General features: G+C 55.3%; 16 protein-coding genes. 10 read left to right on the top strand and 6 right to left on the bottom strand.

Going from position 1 to position 18,208, the window contains the following annotated elements:
• Positions 1–22: 22 nt before the first annotated feature.
• Complete coding sequence (sbcB, locus tag MRBBS_RS12835) at positions 23–1,546, top strand: exodeoxyribonuclease I (protein ID WP_014871956.1); 1,524 nt, start codon at positions 23–25, stop codon at positions 1,544–1,546.
• A 69-nt stretch (positions 1,547–1,615) separates the two neighbouring features.
• Here sbcB and MRBBS_RS12830 read toward each other — a convergent pair whose 3' ends face one another.
• Positions 1,616–3,616 (bottom strand): tetratricopeptide repeat protein, encoded by a 2,001-nt coding sequence (locus tag MRBBS_RS12830; protein ID WP_014871955.1) that lies wholly within the window; start codon positions 3,614–3,616, stop codon positions 1,616–1,618.
• A 270-nt stretch (positions 3,617–3,886) separates the two neighbouring features.
• Between MRBBS_RS12830 and prfB the strand changes: the two genes are divergently transcribed.
• The 3 genes from prfB to ung all read left to right on the top strand — a co-directional run bounded on the left by prfB (position 3,887) and on the right by ung (position 7,298).
• A protein-coding gene (prfB, locus tag MRBBS_RS12825) for a peptide chain release factor 2 (RefSeq protein ID WP_144012716.1) occupies positions 3,887–4,982 on the top strand; the annotation gives its coding sequence in 2 pieces (ribosomal slippage) (positions 3,887–3,958 and positions 3,960–4,982; 1,095 coding nt in all).
• A gap of 57 nt (positions 4,983–5,039) precedes the next feature.
• Entirely contained in the window at positions 5,040–6,572 is a 1,533-nt protein-coding gene (lysS, locus tag MRBBS_RS12820; RefSeq protein WP_014871952.1) for a lysine--tRNA ligase, read from the top strand.
• Between the two features lie 3 nt (positions 6,573–6,575).
• The gene (ung, locus tag MRBBS_RS12815) at positions 6,576–7,298 is read left to right on the top strand and encodes a uracil-DNA glycosylase (protein WP_014871951.1); all 723 of its coding nucleotides are present in this window, start codon (positions 6,576–6,578) and stop codon (positions 7,296–7,298) included.
• 15 nt (positions 7,299–7,313) lie between these two features.
• On the opposite strand, the gene MRBBS_RS12810 is transcribed toward ung, so the two are convergent.
• From MRBBS_RS12810 to nadB, 5 genes are all read right to left on the bottom strand, one after another.
• The gene (locus MRBBS_RS12810) at positions 7,314–8,141 is read right to left on the bottom strand and encodes an HDOD domain-containing protein (protein WP_014871950.1); all 828 of its coding nucleotides are present in this window, start codon (positions 8,139–8,141) and stop codon (positions 7,314–7,316) included.
• Positions 8,142–8,246: 105 nt separating this feature from the next.
• Positions 8,247–9,287, bottom strand: a complete 1,041-nt coding sequence (locus MRBBS_RS12805) for a YgfZ/GcvT domain-containing protein (RefSeq protein ID WP_014871949.1) — start codon at positions 9,285–9,287, stop codon at positions 8,247–8,249.
• A gap of 31 nt (positions 9,288–9,318) precedes the next feature.
• Positions 9,319–9,777, bottom strand: a complete 459-nt coding sequence (locus MRBBS_RS12800; protein WP_041635290.1) for a hypothetical protein — start codon at positions 9,775–9,777, stop codon at positions 9,319–9,321.
• Entirely contained in the window at positions 9,761–10,033 is a 273-nt protein-coding gene (locus MRBBS_RS12795) for a succinate dehydrogenase assembly factor 2 (RefSeq protein WP_014871947.1), read from the bottom strand. The genes MRBBS_RS12800 and MRBBS_RS12795 overlap by 17 nt, the downstream gene beginning before the upstream one ends.
• 55 nt (positions 10,034–10,088) lie before the next feature.
• Positions 10,089–11,693, bottom strand: coding sequence for an L-aspartate oxidase (gene nadB, locus MRBBS_RS12790; RefSeq protein WP_014871946.1), 1,605 nt, complete (start codon positions 11,691–11,693; stop codon positions 10,089–10,091).
• 141 nt (positions 11,694–11,834) lie between these two features.
• Here nadB and rpoE point away from each other — a divergent pair, with 141 nt between their 5' ends.
• The 6 genes from rpoE (at position 11,835) to lepA (ending at position 18,175) form a co-directional block, all read left to right on the top strand.
• Positions 11,835–12,521 carry an RNA polymerase sigma factor RpoE gene (rpoE, locus tag MRBBS_RS12785; RefSeq protein ID WP_014871945.1) on the top strand — a complete coding sequence of 229 codons (687 nt, stop codon included), beginning with the start codon at positions 11,835–11,837 and terminating at the stop codon, positions 12,519–12,521.
• 11 nt (positions 12,522–12,532) lie between these two features.
• Positions 12,533–13,093 (top strand): sigma-E factor negative regulatory protein, encoded by a 561-nt coding sequence (locus MRBBS_RS12780; RefSeq protein ID WP_014871944.1) that lies wholly within the window; start codon positions 12,533–12,535, stop codon positions 13,091–13,093.
• A gap of 30 nt (positions 13,094–13,123) precedes the next feature.
• A complete protein-coding gene (locus MRBBS_RS12775; protein ID WP_014871943.1) occupies positions 13,124–14,209 on the top strand; it encodes a MucB/RseB C-terminal domain-containing protein in 1,086 nt (361 codons plus the stop codon).
• Positions 14,206–14,655, top strand: coding sequence for a SoxR reducing system RseC family protein (locus MRBBS_RS12770; protein WP_014871942.1), 450 nt, complete (start codon positions 14,206–14,208; stop codon positions 14,653–14,655). The genes MRBBS_RS12775 and MRBBS_RS12770 overlap by 4 nt, the downstream gene beginning before the upstream one ends.
• Positions 14,656–14,768: 113 nt before the next feature.
• Positions 14,769–16,241, top strand: coding sequence for a DegQ family serine endoprotease (locus MRBBS_RS12765; RefSeq protein WP_014871941.1), 1,473 nt, complete (start codon positions 14,769–14,771; stop codon positions 16,239–16,241).
• 131 nt (positions 16,242–16,372) lie between these two features.
• Positions 16,373–18,175: a translation elongation factor 4 gene (lepA, locus tag MRBBS_RS12760; RefSeq protein ID WP_014871940.1), complete on the top strand. Its 1,803-nt coding sequence runs from the start codon at positions 16,373–16,375 to the stop codon at positions 18,173–18,175.
• Positions 18,176–18,208 lie beyond the last annotated feature (33 nt).

Raw genomic sequence — 18,208 nt, 5'->3', positions numbered from 1 at the left:
TAAAGAGTCGGAGCTTTTGTGTTTGCCGGCTACAACCAGGCGTTGGCAGTATTTTCTGTCAGAATCGGCGCCGTATTATTTGCAGGAGCTTGCGGTTTTGATTCCCACATTTTACTGGCACGATTACGAAACCTTCGGTGTTGACCCATTGCACGACAGGCCCTGTCAGTTCGCAGGTGTGCGGACTGATAGCGAGCTCAATATTATTGAAGAGCCTTTGGTGATCTTCTGCAGGCCCGCTGATGATTATCTGCCGGCCCCTGAAGCCTGTCTGATTACCGGGATAACGCCGCAGCAAGCCACGCAGGAAGGCTATCCTGAGGCCGAATTCATTACCATGATCAACAGCGCCTTCAGTCAGCCAGGCACCTGCGTGGTCGGCTATAACAGTTTGCGCTTTGATGATGAAGTAACTCGCAATACCCTGTATCGCAACCTGCTCGACCCCTACGGCCGGGAATGGCAAAATGGTAATTCGCGGTGGGACCTGATTGATGTGGTGCGCTTGGCTCATACGCTGCGCCCAGACGGCATAGAATGGCCGCTAAAGCCCGATGGTAGCCCGAGCTTTCGCCTAGAGGATTTGGCCCGAGCCAATGGCCTTGAACATGGCCAAGCCCATGATGCCATGTCTGATGTAACTGCGACGCTTGCGCTGGCGCGACTGATCAAGGAGCGTCAACCCCGATTGTTTGAATTTGCGCTGGCCAACAAATCCAAGCAGGCGGCCCGTAAAATGCTGGATACCTCCACACGAAAGCCGGTTTTTCACGTGTCCGGAAAGTACCCGGCCAGCCAGGGCAGTTGCGCGCTGGTAGCACCAGTTGCCGAACACGCCAGCAACAAAAACCAGGTGATTGTTTATGACTTGCGTGAAAATCCTGATGAACTGATTAACGCCAGCGTTGAGAAGATTCGCGAGCGGGTTTTTACCGCTCAATCAGCGTTACCGGAAGGTGTTCGCCGATTCCCGCTAAAGGCGATTCAGCTGAATAAGTGCCCGGTATTGGCGCCGGCGACTATGCTGGCAGCGCTTTCGCCGGAACGTTTGCAGCAGCTGAACCTGGATGGTGAGCAAATGCGTCGCCATCTGGCCATTCTGCGCCAGGCAGGGCCAGATTTTGGGCAGCGTGTGGCTGCTGCCTTCGAGCGTGATCACGACAACAAGCTGACAGATCCAGACGAGCAGATATACGCCGGTGGCTTTTTCAGTCCGAGTGACCGTTCGCAAATGGATCGGGCGCTGGCCATAACGCCGCAACAGCTTGCGGAAAGCGAATTCCAGTTTACCGACCCACGCTTGGCCGAAATGCTATTTCGTTATCGTGCTCGCAATTATCCGGATACCTTGAGCGCTGATGAAATGGAGCGTTGGGAGCAGTTTCGCGAGCAAAGATTGACCCAGCCAGCGAAAGGTTGGTTGTCGCTTGCCGAATATGGCGCGGAACTCCAGCGCTTGATGGCTAAGCCAGATGTAACTCGGCAACAGCTGCACATTCTCGAAGAATTGCACCTGTATGGTGAAGCTATTTCCCCTTACTTGTAGAGCTAACGAATAACGGGCCGTTGAGGCCCGTTGTGTTTTCTTTATTCGCGATAGTCAAAGTTGTCGCAATCAGCGTCGACGCTGAAAATACACACTCAATTGCTGGCCCAGCAGACTTTGAACGTGGCTGCCTAGAGCTTCCTCGCGAATTTGCTGCTGCACCGGGCCGGTGGCCAGGCTGTGACCGTCTTCGTCGCGGGCTTTGACCAGCTTCCACTGCACTTCGTTACTGACCATGGCCAGCACAGATTTCAGTTGCTGCTCGCTCTGTGGCCGGAACCAGCGGTCGTGACAACCGCCCAGACTGTAGAAATTTTCATCTTGCAGCAGGCTCTGCCATACGTCGCCTGAGCGATTATTCAGTACCATGTGCCGCAGTTGTTGCAACGTATTACGGCGGGGCTCCAAATTGTGCTCGCTGATAAGCCGGCGTATCTGCTTGTCACCACGAGTTTGCTCGGCCATATCGGTGTGCAGATGGATGACTGCGCCAGAGGCGGTAACTTGGTCTACCAAGTTTGCCAGCGATAGGTCGGCCATTGCTGGAGAGGGCAAACGGCCTATTTCAACCCAGTGCACCTGGTGGCCGTCGGCAATGAAGCGTTGCGCCAACGACCATGGCCAGAACACAATATTATCAATATTTGTCGCCTCGGCCATGGCGCTTCCGCGGGCTACATTTGCCAGAGATTCGTCCACCGCGATGACTTCCACATCGCTTAAATAACGCGCCAATTCTAACGCTCTTTGGCCGCTCTGGCAGCCGCACACCATCAACCGCAATGTAGGTGGCAGCTGCTCGACCGGCAGGCCTAATTCGTTAGCCATCAGCGCTCGGAGGCTGGTTTCAGTGTTGCTGTTGAGCTCTGCCCATGCCGGCCAGGCCTGGGGCGTGTCGTCGCGATCCAGGTGCAGTTCCTCCGCTTTCTCTGCAAAATTCTGTTTCACGGCCTCTTCCCAGGCACGGTCGTAATAACTTGCTGCCATCAGTGGCTGCATTGCCAGCGGCCAATCCACCAGATTCCAGTGGCCCAGCGCGGCGGCAAAATCCTGGTGGAACAGAGCGCCGTAAAGCGCGCTGATAATGACCGATCCAGCCAGAGCCTCCGGGCCGTCTCCCTGACTGAACTGTGCTCGTAGGTTGATGTTTATGGTCGCTGCCAATTGCTGTTCATCATCTTGGGTGGCCAGCGCGTAACCGGTTCGTTCCGCGTAGCGACCTAGCCCGAGCGCGAGCTGTTGCAGGTCGTCCTCTAGCTCGCCGTTGCGGGCAATGTGCTGTGCCAGCTGGTGTCTCAATGACGTAATCAGTGATTCCACAGCCGGATCCGGCAGGATAATCTGATTCAGCGCTAGAAGCAGGAGCTCGTCGCTGGCTGCAACGGCCAGTTCATCCATTGTGCCGGATATGTCTGGTGAATAGTGCTGGCGTAGAATCTCGCACACAAAGCGTCCGATTTTCTGGTGCGCCAAGTGGCTCTGGTTGAGCAAGGTTATGGCGTCTGCACGCAGCAGCGGATCCGCGCTATGAACGCTAAGGTGGCTGGCACACTCCAGCATTGCACTGTAAACCCTCGTATTGGCGTGGCCGCTGCGGATCAGCGAGCGGTAATGTAGATAGGCAACATCAAATTGATTTTGAAGCCGTTTTGCATGGGCTATGCCACCAAATGCGGAAGCAGATTGCCGTTCGTGCTGCAACGCTTGGGAAAAATACTGCTCGGCCTGAGCGGGGCGCTCAACTCTCAACGCCCAGTAACCCAGGTTAATGTATTGCTGTGCTTGGTTGGGCTGCAGTTTCAGGCTGTTGTCAAACAAGTTGCGGGCTTTTTGCAGGTTGCCATCGTCCATCTCCACTCTGCCCATCAAACCTTGCGCCTGAGCATTTTCGGGTGCTCGCATTAACAGGCTTTGCAGCTGTTCGCGGCATTCGATACGCGCGGCCACGCGCTGAGCGTAGGCCGTGTCGCTTTGGTTAGAACGGCCATAAGTCTCATTGGCCAGCAGAAGCAGCCGAGCTGTTTCAGTTTGGTGATCGTGATTGTGACGGGCTTCGGACTGTGCGTGCATGGGGCACCTCGTGTTCGCATAAGAAGCGGCAAAACCCTGCAGTTATGCCGGCATTTAATCGTGTGTTGATGGATAGCTAGCGAAACTTGTGCCAGTTTTGAGAAACCTTTGCCAATTTCGTGTTGAATTAGTGGGTCAGGCAGAAGGGTGTGTCCCAACCGCAAAAAAAGCCCGCTGTGTGTGGCTTTGTAGCGGCTGATTTAACGGCGGATTTCCGGTAGAATAATGCCCTTGTTTTAACCATCACTTGCCAGAGCGAGTCCGCATTTCATGGAAATTAATCCCATTGTTATGAAGATCAAAGAACTGCGTGAGCGCACTGAAGCGCTCAGGGGGTATCTTTGACTACGACCAGCGCAGCGAACGTCTGACCGAAGTAGAGCGCGAACTGGAAATGCCAAGCGTTTGGGAAGATCCCGAGCGGGCGCAAGCTCTTGGTAAAGAACGCTCCGATCTGGAGCTGATCGTGTCCACCATTGATCGACTGACCAGCGGCCTGACCGACGCCGAAGGCCTGCTTGAGATGGCCGTTGAAGAAGACGACGAAACCACGGTTGCCGATATCGAAAATGATCTTGCAGAGCTGGATGCAAATCTGGCAAAGCTTGAGTTCCGTCGCATGTTTTCCGGCGAAATGGACCCCAACAATGCCTATCTGGACATTCAGGCAGGCTCTGGCGGAACCGAAGCCCAAGACTGGGGCAATATGCTGCTGCGCATGTATCTGCGCTGGGCCGAGCGTCGCGGCTTTAAGGCCGAGATTGTCGAGTTGCAGGAAGGCGAAGTGGCGGGCATCAAGAGCGCTACGCTTCACATTCAAGGCGATTACGCTTTTGGCTGGCTGCGCACCGAAACCGGCGTGCATCGTTTAGTACGCAAGTCGCCGTTTGATTCCGGTAACCGCCGCCACACCTCGTTTTCATCGGTGTTTGTGGCACCTGAGGTAGACGACAGCATTGTTATTGAAATCAACCCGGCGGATCTGCGGGTGGATGTGTATCGTGCTTCTGGTGCTGGTGGCCAGCACGTTAACCGCACCGAGTCGGCCGTGCGTTTGACCCACAACCCAACTGGCATTGTTGTAGCCTGCCAAGCCGGTCGTAGCCAGCATCAGAACAAAGATCAGGCCATGAAACAGCTGAAAGCCAAGTTATTCGAACACGAAATGCAGGCCCGTAACGCCGAGAAACAAAAGTTGGAAGACTCCAAGTCCGACATCGGCTGGGGCAGCCAGATCCGCTCTTACGTGCTGGATGACAGCCGTGTCAAGGATTTGCGCACCAAGGTAGAAACCAGCAATACCCAGTCGGTACTTGATGGCGATATCGACAAGTTTATTGAAGCCAGCCTGAAAATGGCGCTGTGATCCAGCGCCCTTCCCTTTGATCCGGATTAACCCGATTCTTATTCCCAGTGAGCCAAAATGACCGAACAGATGCACAATGCCCAGCCCGATGACAACAAGCTGATTGCCGAGCGCCGCGCTAAACTGGCGGATATTCGCGAGCAGGGCAATGCGTTTCCCAACGATTTTCGTCGCGACAGTACCGCTGCCGAACTGCTGGAAAAGTACGCGGACTATAGCAAGCAGCAGTTGGAAGACATGGCGATTCCGGTGGCCATAGCCGGCCGCATGATGCTGGATCGCAAGGCGTTCAAGGTGGTTCAGGACGTGACTGGCCGAATTCAGGTGTACGCCACCAAAGATGTGCAAAAGGCGACAAAGCACTGGGATTTAGGAGACATTATCGGGGTTCGCGGCATATTGGCGCGCTCGGGCAAGGGTGACCTTTACGTCATCATGGACGATTATCGGCTGCTGACAAAATCTCTGCGCCCGCTGCCGGAAAAGCACAAAGGCCTGACCGATACCGAGTCCCGCTATCGCCATCGCTATGTAGATTTGATGGTCAACGAAGACAGTCGCCGGGTGTTTTTGGCGCGCTCGAAAATCATTACCGCCATGCGCCAGTTTTTCGCTGATCGTGACTTCATGGAAGTTGAGACGCCCATGTTGCAGGTGATCCCCGGCGGCGCCACAGCGCGGCCGTTTATGACACACCACAACGCTCTGGGCATTGACATGTACTTGCGCATCGCGCCGGAACTGTATCTAAAACGCCTTGTCGTAGGCGGTTTCGAGCGGGTGTTTGAAATTAACCGTAATTTCCGCAATGAAGGTCTCTCTACCCGTCACAACCCGGAATTTACCATGGTCGAATTCTACCAGGCTTACGCCGACTACAACGACCTGATGGATATGACCGAAGACATGCTGCGCAGCATCGCTGAGCAGGTTTTGGGCTCCAGCCTAGTAGTGAATACGGCGGTTGACGCCGACGGTAATGAAACCCGTATCGAATACGACTTTGGCAAAACGTTTGATCGGCTGACCGTCGTTGACGCTATTGTGCGTTATAACGAAAACGTCAGCTCCGAACAACTGGCGGACGAAACCTTTGCGCGGCAGATGGCGAAAGACCTAGGCGTTAAAATAAAAGACAGCTGGGGCCTTGGCAAAGTGCATATCGAGATTTTCGAGGAAACCGCCGAGCACCGCTTGATGCAGCCCACGTTCATTACCGAATACCCGAAAGAAGTGTCACCGCTGGCCCGCTGCAAAGACAGTAATCCGTTTGTCACCGAGCGCTTCGAGTTCTTTGTCGGCGGCCGTGAAATTGCCAACGGCTTCTCCGAGTTGAATGACGCTGAAGACCAGGCCGAGCGTTTCCGCGCCCAGGTGGCGGAAAAAGACGCCGGCGATGACGAAGCCATGTTCTACGATGAAGACTATGTGATGGCGCTGGAATACGGCATGCCGCCCACCGCGGGCGAAGGCATTGGTATCGACCGTCTGGCTATGCTGCTCACCAACTCCGCGTCTATCCGCGACGTTATCCTGTTTCCGGCCATGCGCCCGGAACATAAAGCGGATAGCAAAAAGAGCGAAGGCTAAGCGGTGGCGCCGTTACAGAGGTTGGCGCAGCAACTGCTGCCCGGCCGCGGTTGGTCAGAACGGCTGGCAGCCGAGTTCCGGCAGCCGTATATGGCGTTTTTGGCGCAGTTTTTAGCAGCAGAGGAAGCGGCGGGTAAGAACATTTACCCACCGGCGCGCCAGGTATTTAACGCGCTGAACAGTACGCCGTTGGAACAGGTGAAAGCGGTTATTCTGGGGCAGGACCCCTACCACGGGCCTTGCCAGGCCCACGGTTTGAGCTTTTCGGTGTTGCCTGGTACCCGTACGCCGCCATCGCTGGTTAATATGTTTAAGGAAATTCGCAGTGACCTTGGCATCGAGCCGTCAGTTCACGGGTGTCTGCAGGCCTGGGCCGACCAAGGCGTCTTGCTGCTGAACAGCGTTTTAACCGTCGAAAAGGGCCGTGCTGGTGCGCACCGAGGTATGGGCTGGGAAGAATTTACTAACTCTGTGATCGCAGCGGTCAATGAGCAGGACAAAGGGGTGGTATTTATGCTTTGGGGCAGTTACGCCCATAAAAAGGGCCGCGGTATTGATCACCAAAAACATTTGGTGCTGGAAGCGCCGCATCCATCACCTCTGAGCGCCTATCGCGGCTTTTTTGGTTGCCAACATTTTTCCCAGGCCAATCGATGGCTGGGTGAGAGGGGTCTTACAGCTATTGACTGGGCGCTGCCCCAGCGCCCCTGCTGTTCCCCGCGTTGACTTTTCCTGGTCTCGTTACTGCAACATTGCCATGGCGGCCGCCATCTGGGCGTCCAGGTTCTCATCGTCACTTCCTGCAGGATCAAGCCCAAGCCGTTCGAACGCGCTAATGGCGGTCCAGTCCATCTGAGCCCAGGGGTGATCGGTTCCGGCAACTCTCTGCAGATTGGCTATCATCACCAGATCGCTGTAATCGACCTTAGCAGGGCTGCGGTCGAACTGGTTATAAAGTAACGGAACATCCTGCAGGTCGGCGGGAAAATCCCAGCGCTTGAGGATAATGGCGCCGATCTGCGGGTGCAGTTCCGCAATGATTTCATCCAGCACAATGCCGCTGATTTTGATGTCATTGTCTTCGATATAGCGCAGTATCGGAAGCATACCAATCAAGTGCACCATGCCTGCCAGGGTGGCCTGTTCGGGTCTAAGGCGCGTGTAATTCTTGGTCAGAACGTGACAAATGCCAGCGACCTCTATGCTGGCCTGCCATGTCGCGCGCATGCGTTTGTCGATCATGTCCGAGGTTGCCTGAAACATCTGCTCCATAGCCAGACCCATGGCCAGGCTGCTGGTGTAAGTCATGCCCAGACGGTTAACCGCCATACTCAGGTTCTCGATCGGGCGATTACCGCGGAACAACGGGCTATTACAAACGCGAATAAGACGCGCAGACAACGCTGTATCGTTGCTGATCACCTTGACCAGGTCTGTGATTGCCGAGTCCTCAGACTGTGCGATATCACGAACTTTAAGCGCAGCCTCGGGCAGTGTGGGCAGCACCAGCTTGTCGCGGTTGATGGCGGTAATCAGGTCGTTCTTGATTGTTTCAGCGATGTTCGACATAGGGTGATCGCGTCCGGTTAAGCGGTGAAGCACTGGCCTGTGGCCCGATGGGTATTCGCATCATGGACGAGTTTACAGCAAATTTGGTGATGCTTGCTTGTCACGTTATGTATCTGCCGCGTTTTGCGGTTGTTCACGTTCCGGCACGGCGTACGTCAGCGGGCACAGTTGCAGGTTGGCACCGCCGCTATCGGCCAGTGTCAGCGGGCCGTTTGAAGCGTTATGGCGAATGACCGCCAGTAAATGATACTGCTGCGGCCCGGTCTGCGAGATATTGACCACTTCGCCCACGCTGCGTTCGCCATTGCTGATAGCGTCGCCAACGGCCGGTTCTGCATCGGCGGTAACGGCCAGCCGGTAAAGGCTTTTTTTCAGCTGCCCGAGAAAGTGCATGCGCGCAATAATTTCCTGGCCGGTGTAACAGCCTTTTTTGAAGTGGACGCCTCCTAAATGTTGCCAGTTCAGCATCTGTGGCACGTAGGCGCCGACGGTTGCGCTGGTCAGCCATGGTACCCCGGCGGCAATTTGTCCGGCTTGCCAAGCAGCCAGGCTGCATTGATTGTTGGTTTCCAGTACATCGGGTAAGGCGCCGTTTGGTGACCAGAGCTCATAGCGTGCAGGGCCTTCGATGGAAGGCTCCAGCAAAATCAGGTGGCCGTGCCCAGTGGCCAGGGTGTCTCCGGGTTGCCGCAGGTCGGTGACTAGCGCAGCCTGTTCACCAACCACCGCCTGTGCCAGTTCACTGCCAAAGATGCCGATGATCTTGCTGTCATCCAGGCGGACCATGGTGGTGCCGCGAAACAGCATCAAATATTTGCGCAGCTCGGCCTCAGTGGCATCCGCCAGTTCGCGGCTAAAGTCCATCAGAATATCGCTATCGTGGCGCACCATACGCACCAAGGCGTAGGCTCGGCCTTTGCGATTACAGGCGGCTGCATGCAGGGACTTATCCGCGGTGACTTCGCTCACGTTCTGGCTGAACTGGCCTTGCAAAAATTTCTCGGTGCCAGCCCCGCTGACTGTCAGCATGAGCCGGTCACTCAGCTCTGCCCAGTTGTTTTCTGGCAGTGCTTGTTCTGCTATCCCATTCGCAATGGAGGGTGCAATTGGGCTGTCAACTGACGGGTAGGTGGTGGTGTCACTCATTACAAGCTCCGCAAAACAAATGCAAATGGGGTCAAACGGTGGTGGGCATAGGTTTTTGCCCAAGCCTTAGCCACAGGCGCAAACGGCGCGCATCGTCTGAAGGCAGGTTGCCATGGCAGCCGCTGAGCAGCAATACCGTTGTGTAATAGCGGTTGCTGTGGACCTGGCGCAATTGCAGAACGCTGAAGCGGGCGCCAATGCGGCTGCCAGGGCCCGGATTGACGGCGACCGCCGCGTTGTCGTGGTGTAAGGCCCACAGTTGGCCGTCATGAAGGCGCAATCCAACAACGCAGTGTTGCCCCAGCAGCAAGCCGTGGCTGCGAACAGCATGAGACGCACCAACAGCGGCCAGAGGAATCATCGCCAATAACCACACCTGGCCATCAGCGGACAGCAAACTCACAAAACCCGCTAGCACCAGCCAAGGTAGGGCGGCGAAAGCACCCACCAGTCCGGCTGGACACAGTCTGATATCAATCCGGCTGGACACGTTTCAGAATAACTTCAACGATGCGCTGCAGATCTGGGTCGTCGGACTTGTTGCGTTGCATAAACCACTCGAACATGTCGCTGTCTTCACAGGTCAGCAGTTTTTCATAGCAGGCTTGGTCGTTTGGGTTCAAATCGCAGTAGGCCTGCTCCAGAAACGGCACCAGGAGATTATCCAGTTCCAGCATACCGCGGCGGCTGTGCCACCATAAACGCTTGAACTCGGGAGAGTTTGAGGTGATTGGGGCTTCAGACATATCGTATCCTGTCAGTTTTGGGTTTGGTGCTACTTGGTGTCACTCCTATGGAGTGTCAAGGTTCCGAAGTGCGGTACGTTGTTGGTACCAATAGAGTGTCACGGGCTTTCGCCTGCAGCCCCGGATAATCCAGGGTGTAGTGAAGGCCACGGCTTTCATGCCGTTGCAGCGCGGAACAGATAATAAGGTCAGCCACGGTAACCAGATTGCGCAATTCCAGTAAATCGTTGGATACCCGATAATTGCTGTAAAAATCACCGATTTCCCGAGACAGCAAATCGACCCGGTGCTTGGCCCGCTGCAAGCGCTTTGTGGTGCGAACTATGCCGACATAGTCCCACATAAAGTGGCGAAGTTCGTCCCAGTTGTGGGAAATAACGACGTCTTCATCAGAATCGCGAACCTGGCTTTCATCCCACTCCGGAACATCTGGCACGGCCGGTATGTCGGCTTCTCGGCGGGTAATGTCTTCCGCTGCAGCGCGGCCATACACCAAGCATTCTAGCAGAGAGTTGCTGGCCATGCGGTTGGCACCGTGCAGGCCGGTGAAAGCGGCTTCGCCGACCACGTAAAGCTGGTTGATGTCGGTTCTGGCGCGTTGGTCACTCATGATGCCACCGCAGGTGTAATGAGCAGCTGGCACCACTGGAATTGGCTCGCAGGTGATATCAATGCCATAGGTCAGGCAGGTTTCGTAAATGGTCGGAAAGTGATGCTTTATAAAATCTGCCGGCTTGTGGCTGATGTCCAGGTACAAATGGTCTGCGCCCAGGCGTTTCATCTCGTGATCGATCGCGCGGGCAACAATGTCTCTGGGTGCCAGTTCCGCACGACTGTCGAAACGGTCCATAAAGCGGCTGCCGTCCGGCAACTTCAAATGCCCACCTTCGCCGCGCAGAGCTTCGCTGATTAAAAACGATTTGGCGAGCGGGTGATAAAGGCAGGTCGGGTGAAACTGGTTGAATTCCATATTGGCGACGCGGCAGCCCGCACGCCATGCCATAGCAATGCCGTCACCAGAAGCACCGTCTGGGTTGGTGGTGTAGCGGTAGGCCTTGGAGGCCCCTCCGGTGGCAATTACAGTAAAGCGGGCACGGATCAATTCGACGTGATTGTCGTCGAGATTCAGCACGTAAGCGCCCACGCAGCGATTGCCAGGCAGCGATAGTTTGCGGTTGGTGATCAGATCCACCGCGACCCGACCAGACATCAGCGTGATATTAGCTCGTGCTTCGGTTTGGGCCACCAAGGTAGAAGACACCGCCTGCCCGGTAGCATCTGCAGCGTGGATAATGCGGCGATGGCTGTGGCCACCTTCGCGTGTCAGGTGGAAAGCGGCGTTGTTATCGCGAGTGAAGTCCACGCCGGAATCAACCAGCCAGTCAATGCTGGCCTTGCTGTGCTCTACAGTAAAGCGCACGGCGTCTTTATGGCATAGGCCTGCTCCGGCGTCCAGGGTGTCTTGAATGTGGTTTTCAACGGAGTCTTCCTCGTCAAGAACCGCCGCAATTCCGCCTTGGGCCCAAAGGGTGGCGCCGCTGCTGATGGCGGCCTTGCTAAGGACACAGACGCGCAAATGGGGTGGCAGATTCAGAGCCACCGTCAAACCGGCAGCGCCACTGCCGATCACCAGTACATCGAACTCGAAGGATTGTGGCATTGGGTTAGTATCACAGGCCATAATGTGGATGGGTATTGAACTAAACTTTGTGCTCGCTGTCCATTTGCCAGAACCGGGAAGTCGCTTTTAAGCGGTCATTTTTCCCGAAAACTCCAAAAATGGACGCCGGGCAGCAACATGATGCATTCCATTCTTAAACAGGCCAGAACTCAGGCCACCGAACCAGTGAGTGCCGGCAAACCGTCCATGACGTCCAGTATCGATCAGACAGCCCTCGACCAGGGCGACAGCCAGACCGATTTGCAGTTAGTGCGCAAGGTACGCAATGGCGACCGCGCTGCATTCGATCTGCTGGTGCTGAAATACCAGTCGCGAGTAGCCTCTATCATTAGTCGTTATGTATTCGATAGTCATGAAGTGATGGATCTTACCCAGGAAACTTTCGTTAAAGCCTTTCGCGCCATAGACCGTTTTCGGGGCGACAGCGCATTTTACACCTGGCTTTACCGCATAGCGGTTAATACAGCCAAAAACTATCTGGAAGCGCGCAGTCGGCGCCCTCAGAGCAGTGCGGATTCGGCGGACGCGGAAAACTATGACGATGGCCAACGCCTGCGTGATATTGCTTCGCCAGAGAAGCTGCTGCAGCGCGACCAGTTGCAGCGGGCCCTGAACAAAGCCATAGACGCACTGCCGGAAGAATTGCGTTCGGCGTTTTTGTTACGAGAATATGATGGCCTGAGTTACGAAGACATTGCTCGCATACTGGAATGCCCGATTGGCACGGTGCGTTCCCGTATTTTTCGGGCTCGGGATGCGGTAGACCGCCATCTTGGCCCCTTGCTCAACCATTCTGCAAACAATTGAGGTTGCATCCCATGGATGATCGTCTCAGAGAAACCCTGTCGGCCATGATGGACGACGAAGCAGACGAGCTCGCTGTGCGGCGTTTGCTGTGCTTTTCCGATCAGGATGAAGTGCGCGGCCAGTGGCAACGCTGGCAGCAGATTCACGACCTGATGCATGGCTCAGGCGCTGCAGCCGACTCAGTTTCGCCGGCCGCAGATGTAAGTGCTGGTGTTTGGCAGCGCCTTGACGGCGGGGTACCTGCGTCAAAGCACAATGCAGCAGAGTCAACAAGTCTTCAGCGTTGGCACTGGCCCGCGGTGGCCATGATTGCGATGGCGTTGGTGGTGGGTTTTGGCGCGGGTTCGGGCTGGCAAAGCGCCGCTGATCCGGAGCTGATTGCGGCACAGACCTTAGTGGAACCAAGCTCGGCTGCAACGGTCAGCGAAGTATCGCTGCAGAGCCTCGATGACAGGCAGCGGCAGCAAATTCACCGTTATCTGCTGGAACACGCCCAGCATAACAGTGTGGGTGCCGGTCGGGGCTCAGTGGGCTATGCGCGTCTGGTCAGCGTTGATGCAGGGGGTTATTAAACCGTGAACGGGCAGGCAGGCAAAGTATGGTTGCGTTTTTTCCTGGCCCTTGCGGTTATGTTTTTGTGGATGCCGGCGGCGACACGGGCGACCGAGGCGCAGCCTCAAACGGCGAATAGCGCAGAAGCGGTCCAGTGGTTGCAGCGCTTGGGCCCGGCGATGAACATGACCTCCTACCGGGGTGTTTTTGTGTATGGCCGCGGTCAGCAGGTGCACTCCATGCAAGTGGCCCATCGCTACAACGGCAGTATAGTTGAGGAGAGACTTGTTATTCAGGACGGCGGCAGCGGCGAAATTGTACGTCGTGACATGGAGGTTGTTTGCGTGTTGCCAGCCCGAGATACCGTTACATTAGATTCTATTATTCCCTCCGGTCCACTGGCGGATTCGTTTAGTGATCAGCTACTGCCTGCAACGCTCTGGTACCAGGCGCAAATGCTGGGAGAGGGCCGCGTAGCAGGCTACGCCGTGGTAAAAATTGCCTTGAACGCTAACGACCCTTACCGCTACAGCTATCGCTTGTGGCTGGAAAAAGACACCGGCCTGCTGGTAAAAAGCCAAACCCGTAATGCTGACGATCAGATCCTGGAGCATTTCCAGTTCACCAGCCTCGATATTACCGATGATATTGCCGATAGCGAGCTGCAGATAGCGACGGCTGACAAGCATCAGACCAGCACTTTTAGTCTTGAAGTTGGCAGTCCGGCGACCGAGCTGGTGACTCGTCTGCAAGGTTGGTCGCTGGATTGGCTGCCCGCGGGTTTTGAGCCTGCGGCGACGCCGCGATCGGATAAACGCCAGGTGATCGCCTTCAGTGATGGTTTGGCGGCTTTTTCGGTGTTTGTTGAAGACATTGCCAGCCTCGATATGCCGACAGGTGCATCGCGTATTGGTGCTACCACCGTGTATTTGCGGCCGGTGCAGTCTGACGGTCGCCAAGTGTTGATTTCGGTGGTCGGCGAAGTGCCCCCGATCACCGCCCGAAAAGTGGCAGAGTCGGTGCGTTTTGACGGCGCTACGGTTGATAGTTCTAGCGGCGATAGTGCTAATGTCGATAACGCTAATGTCGATAACGCCACTTCAAGCCTGATCGAGCGTCAGGGCGCGAGCCGATGATCACCGAAAGCGGTCGGGTGGTCGCGGTATCTGGCAACACCGTATGGGTGCAAACCATTCGCCAGAGTACGTGCCAGAGTTGCTCCGCCCGCAGTGGCTGTGGTCAGCGTGTGCTGGCAGCTGCCAGCGGTGGTCGGGCCAATCAGGTGCAAGTTCTGAACACTCTGCACGCGGGTGTGGGCGACGATGTAACTCTGGGCATTGCGGAACAGGCGTTATTGCAGGCGTCGCTATTGGTGTATGCGTTACCGCTGCTATTAATGGTCGCTGCGAGCATAGCGGCAAACCAGCTGGTGGCGGGCAGCGACGGCGTTGCTATTCTGGCCGCTGGCCTTGGCCTGGGTGCAGGCTTTTTCGTAGCAAGGCGCTGGCAGCGCCATATGCCTGGCGATTATCAGCCACACTTAATGAAGGTTAATAAGCACGCCCCTGCCCAAGCGTTATAATTTCTTCCAGCGCTCGTATATTGAAATAGCGGGCTTCGCCCTCACTCATTAGCTTGTTATCACTGTTCGCTGGCTGTTTAGGTCAGCATAGAACTTATTACGGGAGTTGCTCGATGCCAAAAACACCTCCGGTTGTGGCTGCCAGACAGTCCACCAACCTTGTGACTTCGATGTGGGCGGCGCTGCTGGCCACTGTTCTGATGATACTTCTGGTATGGAGCCAAGCCACCCAAGCCCGTGGCCTGCCTGATTTTACCGAGTTGGTGGAAGACAATGCCGGAGCGGTAGTGAATATCAGCACTACCTCGGCAGCGCCGGAAAGTACAAGCCGTCTCCAGAATCTGCCTTTTGATGAACGCCAGTTGGAGCAGATGCCAGAATTTTTTCAGGATTTTTTTCGGGGTCCTGGCTCGGGTAATTCCGAAGGTGGTCGCGCTCAGCCGCGCCAGTCTATGGGCTCTGGTTTTATCGTGTCCCGCGATGGCTACGTGCTGACGAACAATCACGTAGTGGAGGGCGCTGACGAAATTATTGTGCGCTTGAATGACCGCCGTGAACTGCCAGCACGCCTGATTGGCACGGATCCGCGCTCTGATATGGCCGTGTTGAAAATTGAAACCGGTGACGATCTGCCTGTGGTCCAAGTGGGCAAGTCGAAAGATTTAAAAGTGGGCGAGTGGGTTTTTGCCATCGGATCACCCTTCGGTTTTGACTATACCGTCACCGCCGGCATCGTCAGCGCTCTTGGCCGCTCACTGCCTAGCGAAAATTACGTGCCGTTCATTCAGACCGATGTTGCTATTAATCCCGGTAATTCCGGTGGGCCGTTGTTCAACATGGACGGCGATGTGATTGGCATCAATTCCCAGATTTATACTCGTTCCGGTGGTTTTATGGGGGTGTCTTTCGCCATTCCCATCGATGACGCCATGAGCGTATTCCGTCAGATCCGCGACAATGGCAGTGTATCCCGCGGTTGGTTGGGCGTGCTCATTCAAGAAGTAAACCGTGATCTGGCCGAGAGTTTTGGCTTAAAGCGTCCGCGCGGCGCGCTGGTTGCCGAAGTGCTTGGCGGTTCACCAGCAGAGGCCGCTGGCTTGCAGTCCGGTGATATTGTACTGGCTTATGACGGTGAAGAATTGCAGCTGTCATCTGAGCTGCCGCCGATGGTGGGGCGCACGCCGATTGGTGAGTTAGCGCGGTTGACGGTGTTGCGTGGGGGAAACGAAATGTCTATTGATGTGAAAATTGGTCAGCTGCCAGATGAGCGTGGCGCCCAGACGCAGAGCCCCGCAACCCCCGGCGACAGTTCTTCGCCGTTGTTTGGTCTGAGCGTTGAGCCGCTGCCGGCGAGCATGACCGACGCTCAGGGCATCAGTGTCGGCGTATTAGTGGCTGATGTTCAGGGTGGCCCTGCTTTCGACGCAGGCATACGCCCCAATGACGTGATCACAGAAATCGATCGCAAAGCGGTGACGTCGGTGGCGGACTTCCGCAACATTGCCGGCAATCTGGCCGACGATCGCGCCGTGCCAGTGCGCATAGTGCGTCAGGGTCGTGCGCTCTATTTGGTCATGAAACCTTAATACCTCTTCAAACCCGGTCGCCGACAGCAATGGCAATGGCGGCCGGTAAACTGTAAAATATTTCCGCTGCTGCATACGGCAGCGGCCCTTCCCGGGCTCAATCCTGTGTCTTATACGAGTATTAATTGTCTGTGACTGAACTGAGCCGAATTCGTAACTTTTCTATTATTGCCCACATTGACCATGGCAAATCCACACTCGCAGACCGGTTTATCCAGACCTGCGGTGGCCTGACCTCCAGAGAAATGGCAGAGCAGGTGCTTGACTCCATGGACATTGAGCGTGAACGGGGTATTACTATTAAAGCGCAGTGCGTGACCCTGAATTACACCGCTCGTGACGGCCAGGTTTACAAACTCAACTTTATTGATACGCCGGGACACGTAGACTTTTCCTACGAAGTGTCACGTTCACTCTACGCTTGCGAAGGCGCGCTGCTGGTGGTGGATGCCGGGCAGGGCGTTGAAGCTCAGTCGGTGGCCAACTGCTATACCGCTATTGAACAGGGTCTGGAAGTTGTGCCAGTGCTGAACAAGATGGACTTGCCGCAGGCAGAACCGGAGCGGGTAGCCGCCGAGATCGAAGACATCATCGGCATAGATGCCAGCAGCGCCGTGCGCTGCTCGGCAAAGAATGGCATGGGTGTGGAAGATGTGCTGGAAGATCTGATCCAGAAAATTCCACCGCCAACGGGTGATCGTTCGGCGCCGCTACAGGCACTGATTATCGACTCCTGGTTTGATAATTATTTGGGCGTCGTGTCGCTGGTGCGGGTGACCCAGGGCGTGCTGAGAAAGGGCGAAAAAATTGTTATCAAGTCGACGGGCAAGGCTTGGAATGCAGACAAAGTGGGTATTTTTAAGCCAAAGCCCTACGATACCAACATTCTGGAAGCGGGTGATGTAGGTTTTGTGGTTGCCGGTATCAAAGCCATTCACGGTGCGCCGGTGGGCGATACCATTGTGCATCACAAATTTGCCGACGAAACTCCCAGACTGCCGGGCTTTAAAAAAATTCAGCCGCAGGTATACGCTGGTTTATTTCCAGTCAGCTCCGACGATTATAACGATTTTCGTGATGCTCTGGATAAGCTGACGCTGAATGACGCGTCCTTATTTTTCGAGCCGGAAAGCTCCGACGCTTTGGGCTTTGGTTTTCGCTGTGGTTTCCTGGGCATGCTGCACATGGAAATTATTCAGGAGCGGCTAGAGCGTGAGTACGATATTGATCTGGTTACCACCGCGCCCACGGTTATTTATGAAGTGCTCACTAAACAGGGTGAGACATTATCGGTAGACAGCCCCTCAAAGTTGCCGGATATTGGCTCAATTGAGGAAATGCGTGAGCCCATTGTGCAAGCCAACATTTTGGTGCCGCAAGAGCATTTGGGAAATGTAATTGCCCTGTGCGAGCAAAAACGCGGCGTACAAAAAAGTATGCACTTTACTACCAGGCAGGTGCAGCTCTCCTACGAACTGCCCATGGCCGAAGTGGTTCTCGACTTTTTCGACCGGCTAAAATCCGTCAGCCGAGGCTTCGCTTCACTGGATTACCACTTCATTCGGTTTCAGGCCGCTAATCTCGTGCGTCTGGACGTGCTGATCAACGGTGAGCGAGTTGATGCTCTGGCTTTGATTGTTCATCGTGAACTGGCGAATCACAAGGGCCGTCAACTGGTGGAAAAAATGAAAGAGCTGATTCCGCGGCAGATGTTTGATATTGCGATTCAGGCGGCTATTGGCAACCAGGTCGTGTCGCGAGTGACGGTGAAAGCCTTGCGTAAGAACGTGACCGCCAAATGTTACGGCGGCGATGTCAGTCGCAAAAAGAAACTGCTGCAAAAGCAGAAAGACGGTAAAAAACGCATGAAGCAAGTGGGTAACGTGGAAGTGCCCCAAGATGCGTTTCTAGCGGTATTGAAAATCGACAACTAGAAAATCGAAAAAAATGGGCGTCTTATAAATAGG

This window comes from Marinobacter sp. BSs20148 (assembly GCF_000283275.1).
GTDB lineage: Bacteria > Pseudomonadota > Gammaproteobacteria > Pseudomonadales > Oleiphilaceae > Marinobacter > Marinobacter psychrophilus.
This window is presented reverse-complemented; position numbering and strand designations above follow the sequence as displayed.

Bases quoted from the DNA above. Each gene is read 5' to 3' on its own strand.
- MRBBS_RS12830 (WP_014871955.1), bottom strand. From the start codon at position 3,616: ATGCACGCACAGTCCGAAGCCCGTCACAATCACGATCACCAAACTGAA.
- lysS (WP_014871952.1), top strand. From the start codon at position 5,040: ATGACCGAACAGATGCACAATGCCCAGCCCGATGACAACAAGCTGATT.
- MRBBS_RS12810 (WP_014871950.1), bottom strand. From the start codon at position 8,141: ATGTCGAACATCGCTGAAACAATCAAGAACGACCTGATTACCGCCATC.
- MRBBS_RS12805 (WP_014871949.1), bottom strand. From the start codon at position 9,287: ATGAGTGACACCACCACCTACCCGTCAGTTGACAGCCCAATTGCACCC.
- MRBBS_RS12795 (WP_014871947.1), bottom strand. From the start codon at position 10,033: ATGTCTGAAGCCCCAATCACCTCAAACTCTCCCGAGTTCAAGCGTTTA.
- nadB (WP_014871946.1), bottom strand. From the start codon at position 11,693: ATGCCACAATCCTTCGAGTTCGATGTACTGGTGATCGGCAGTGGCGCT.
- rpoE (WP_014871945.1), top strand. From the start codon at position 11,835: ATGCATTCCATTCTTAAACAGGCCAGAACTCAGGCCACCGAACCAGTG.
- MRBBS_RS12780 (WP_014871944.1), top strand. From the start codon at position 12,533: ATGGATGATCGTCTCAGAGAAACCCTGTCGGCCATGATGGACGACGAA.
- MRBBS_RS12770 (WP_014871942.1), top strand. From the start codon at position 14,206: ATGATCACCGAAAGCGGTCGGGTGGTCGCGGTATCTGGCAACACCGTA.
- MRBBS_RS12765 (WP_014871941.1), top strand. From the start codon at position 14,769: ATGCCAAAAACACCTCCGGTTGTGGCTGCCAGACAGTCCACCAACCTT.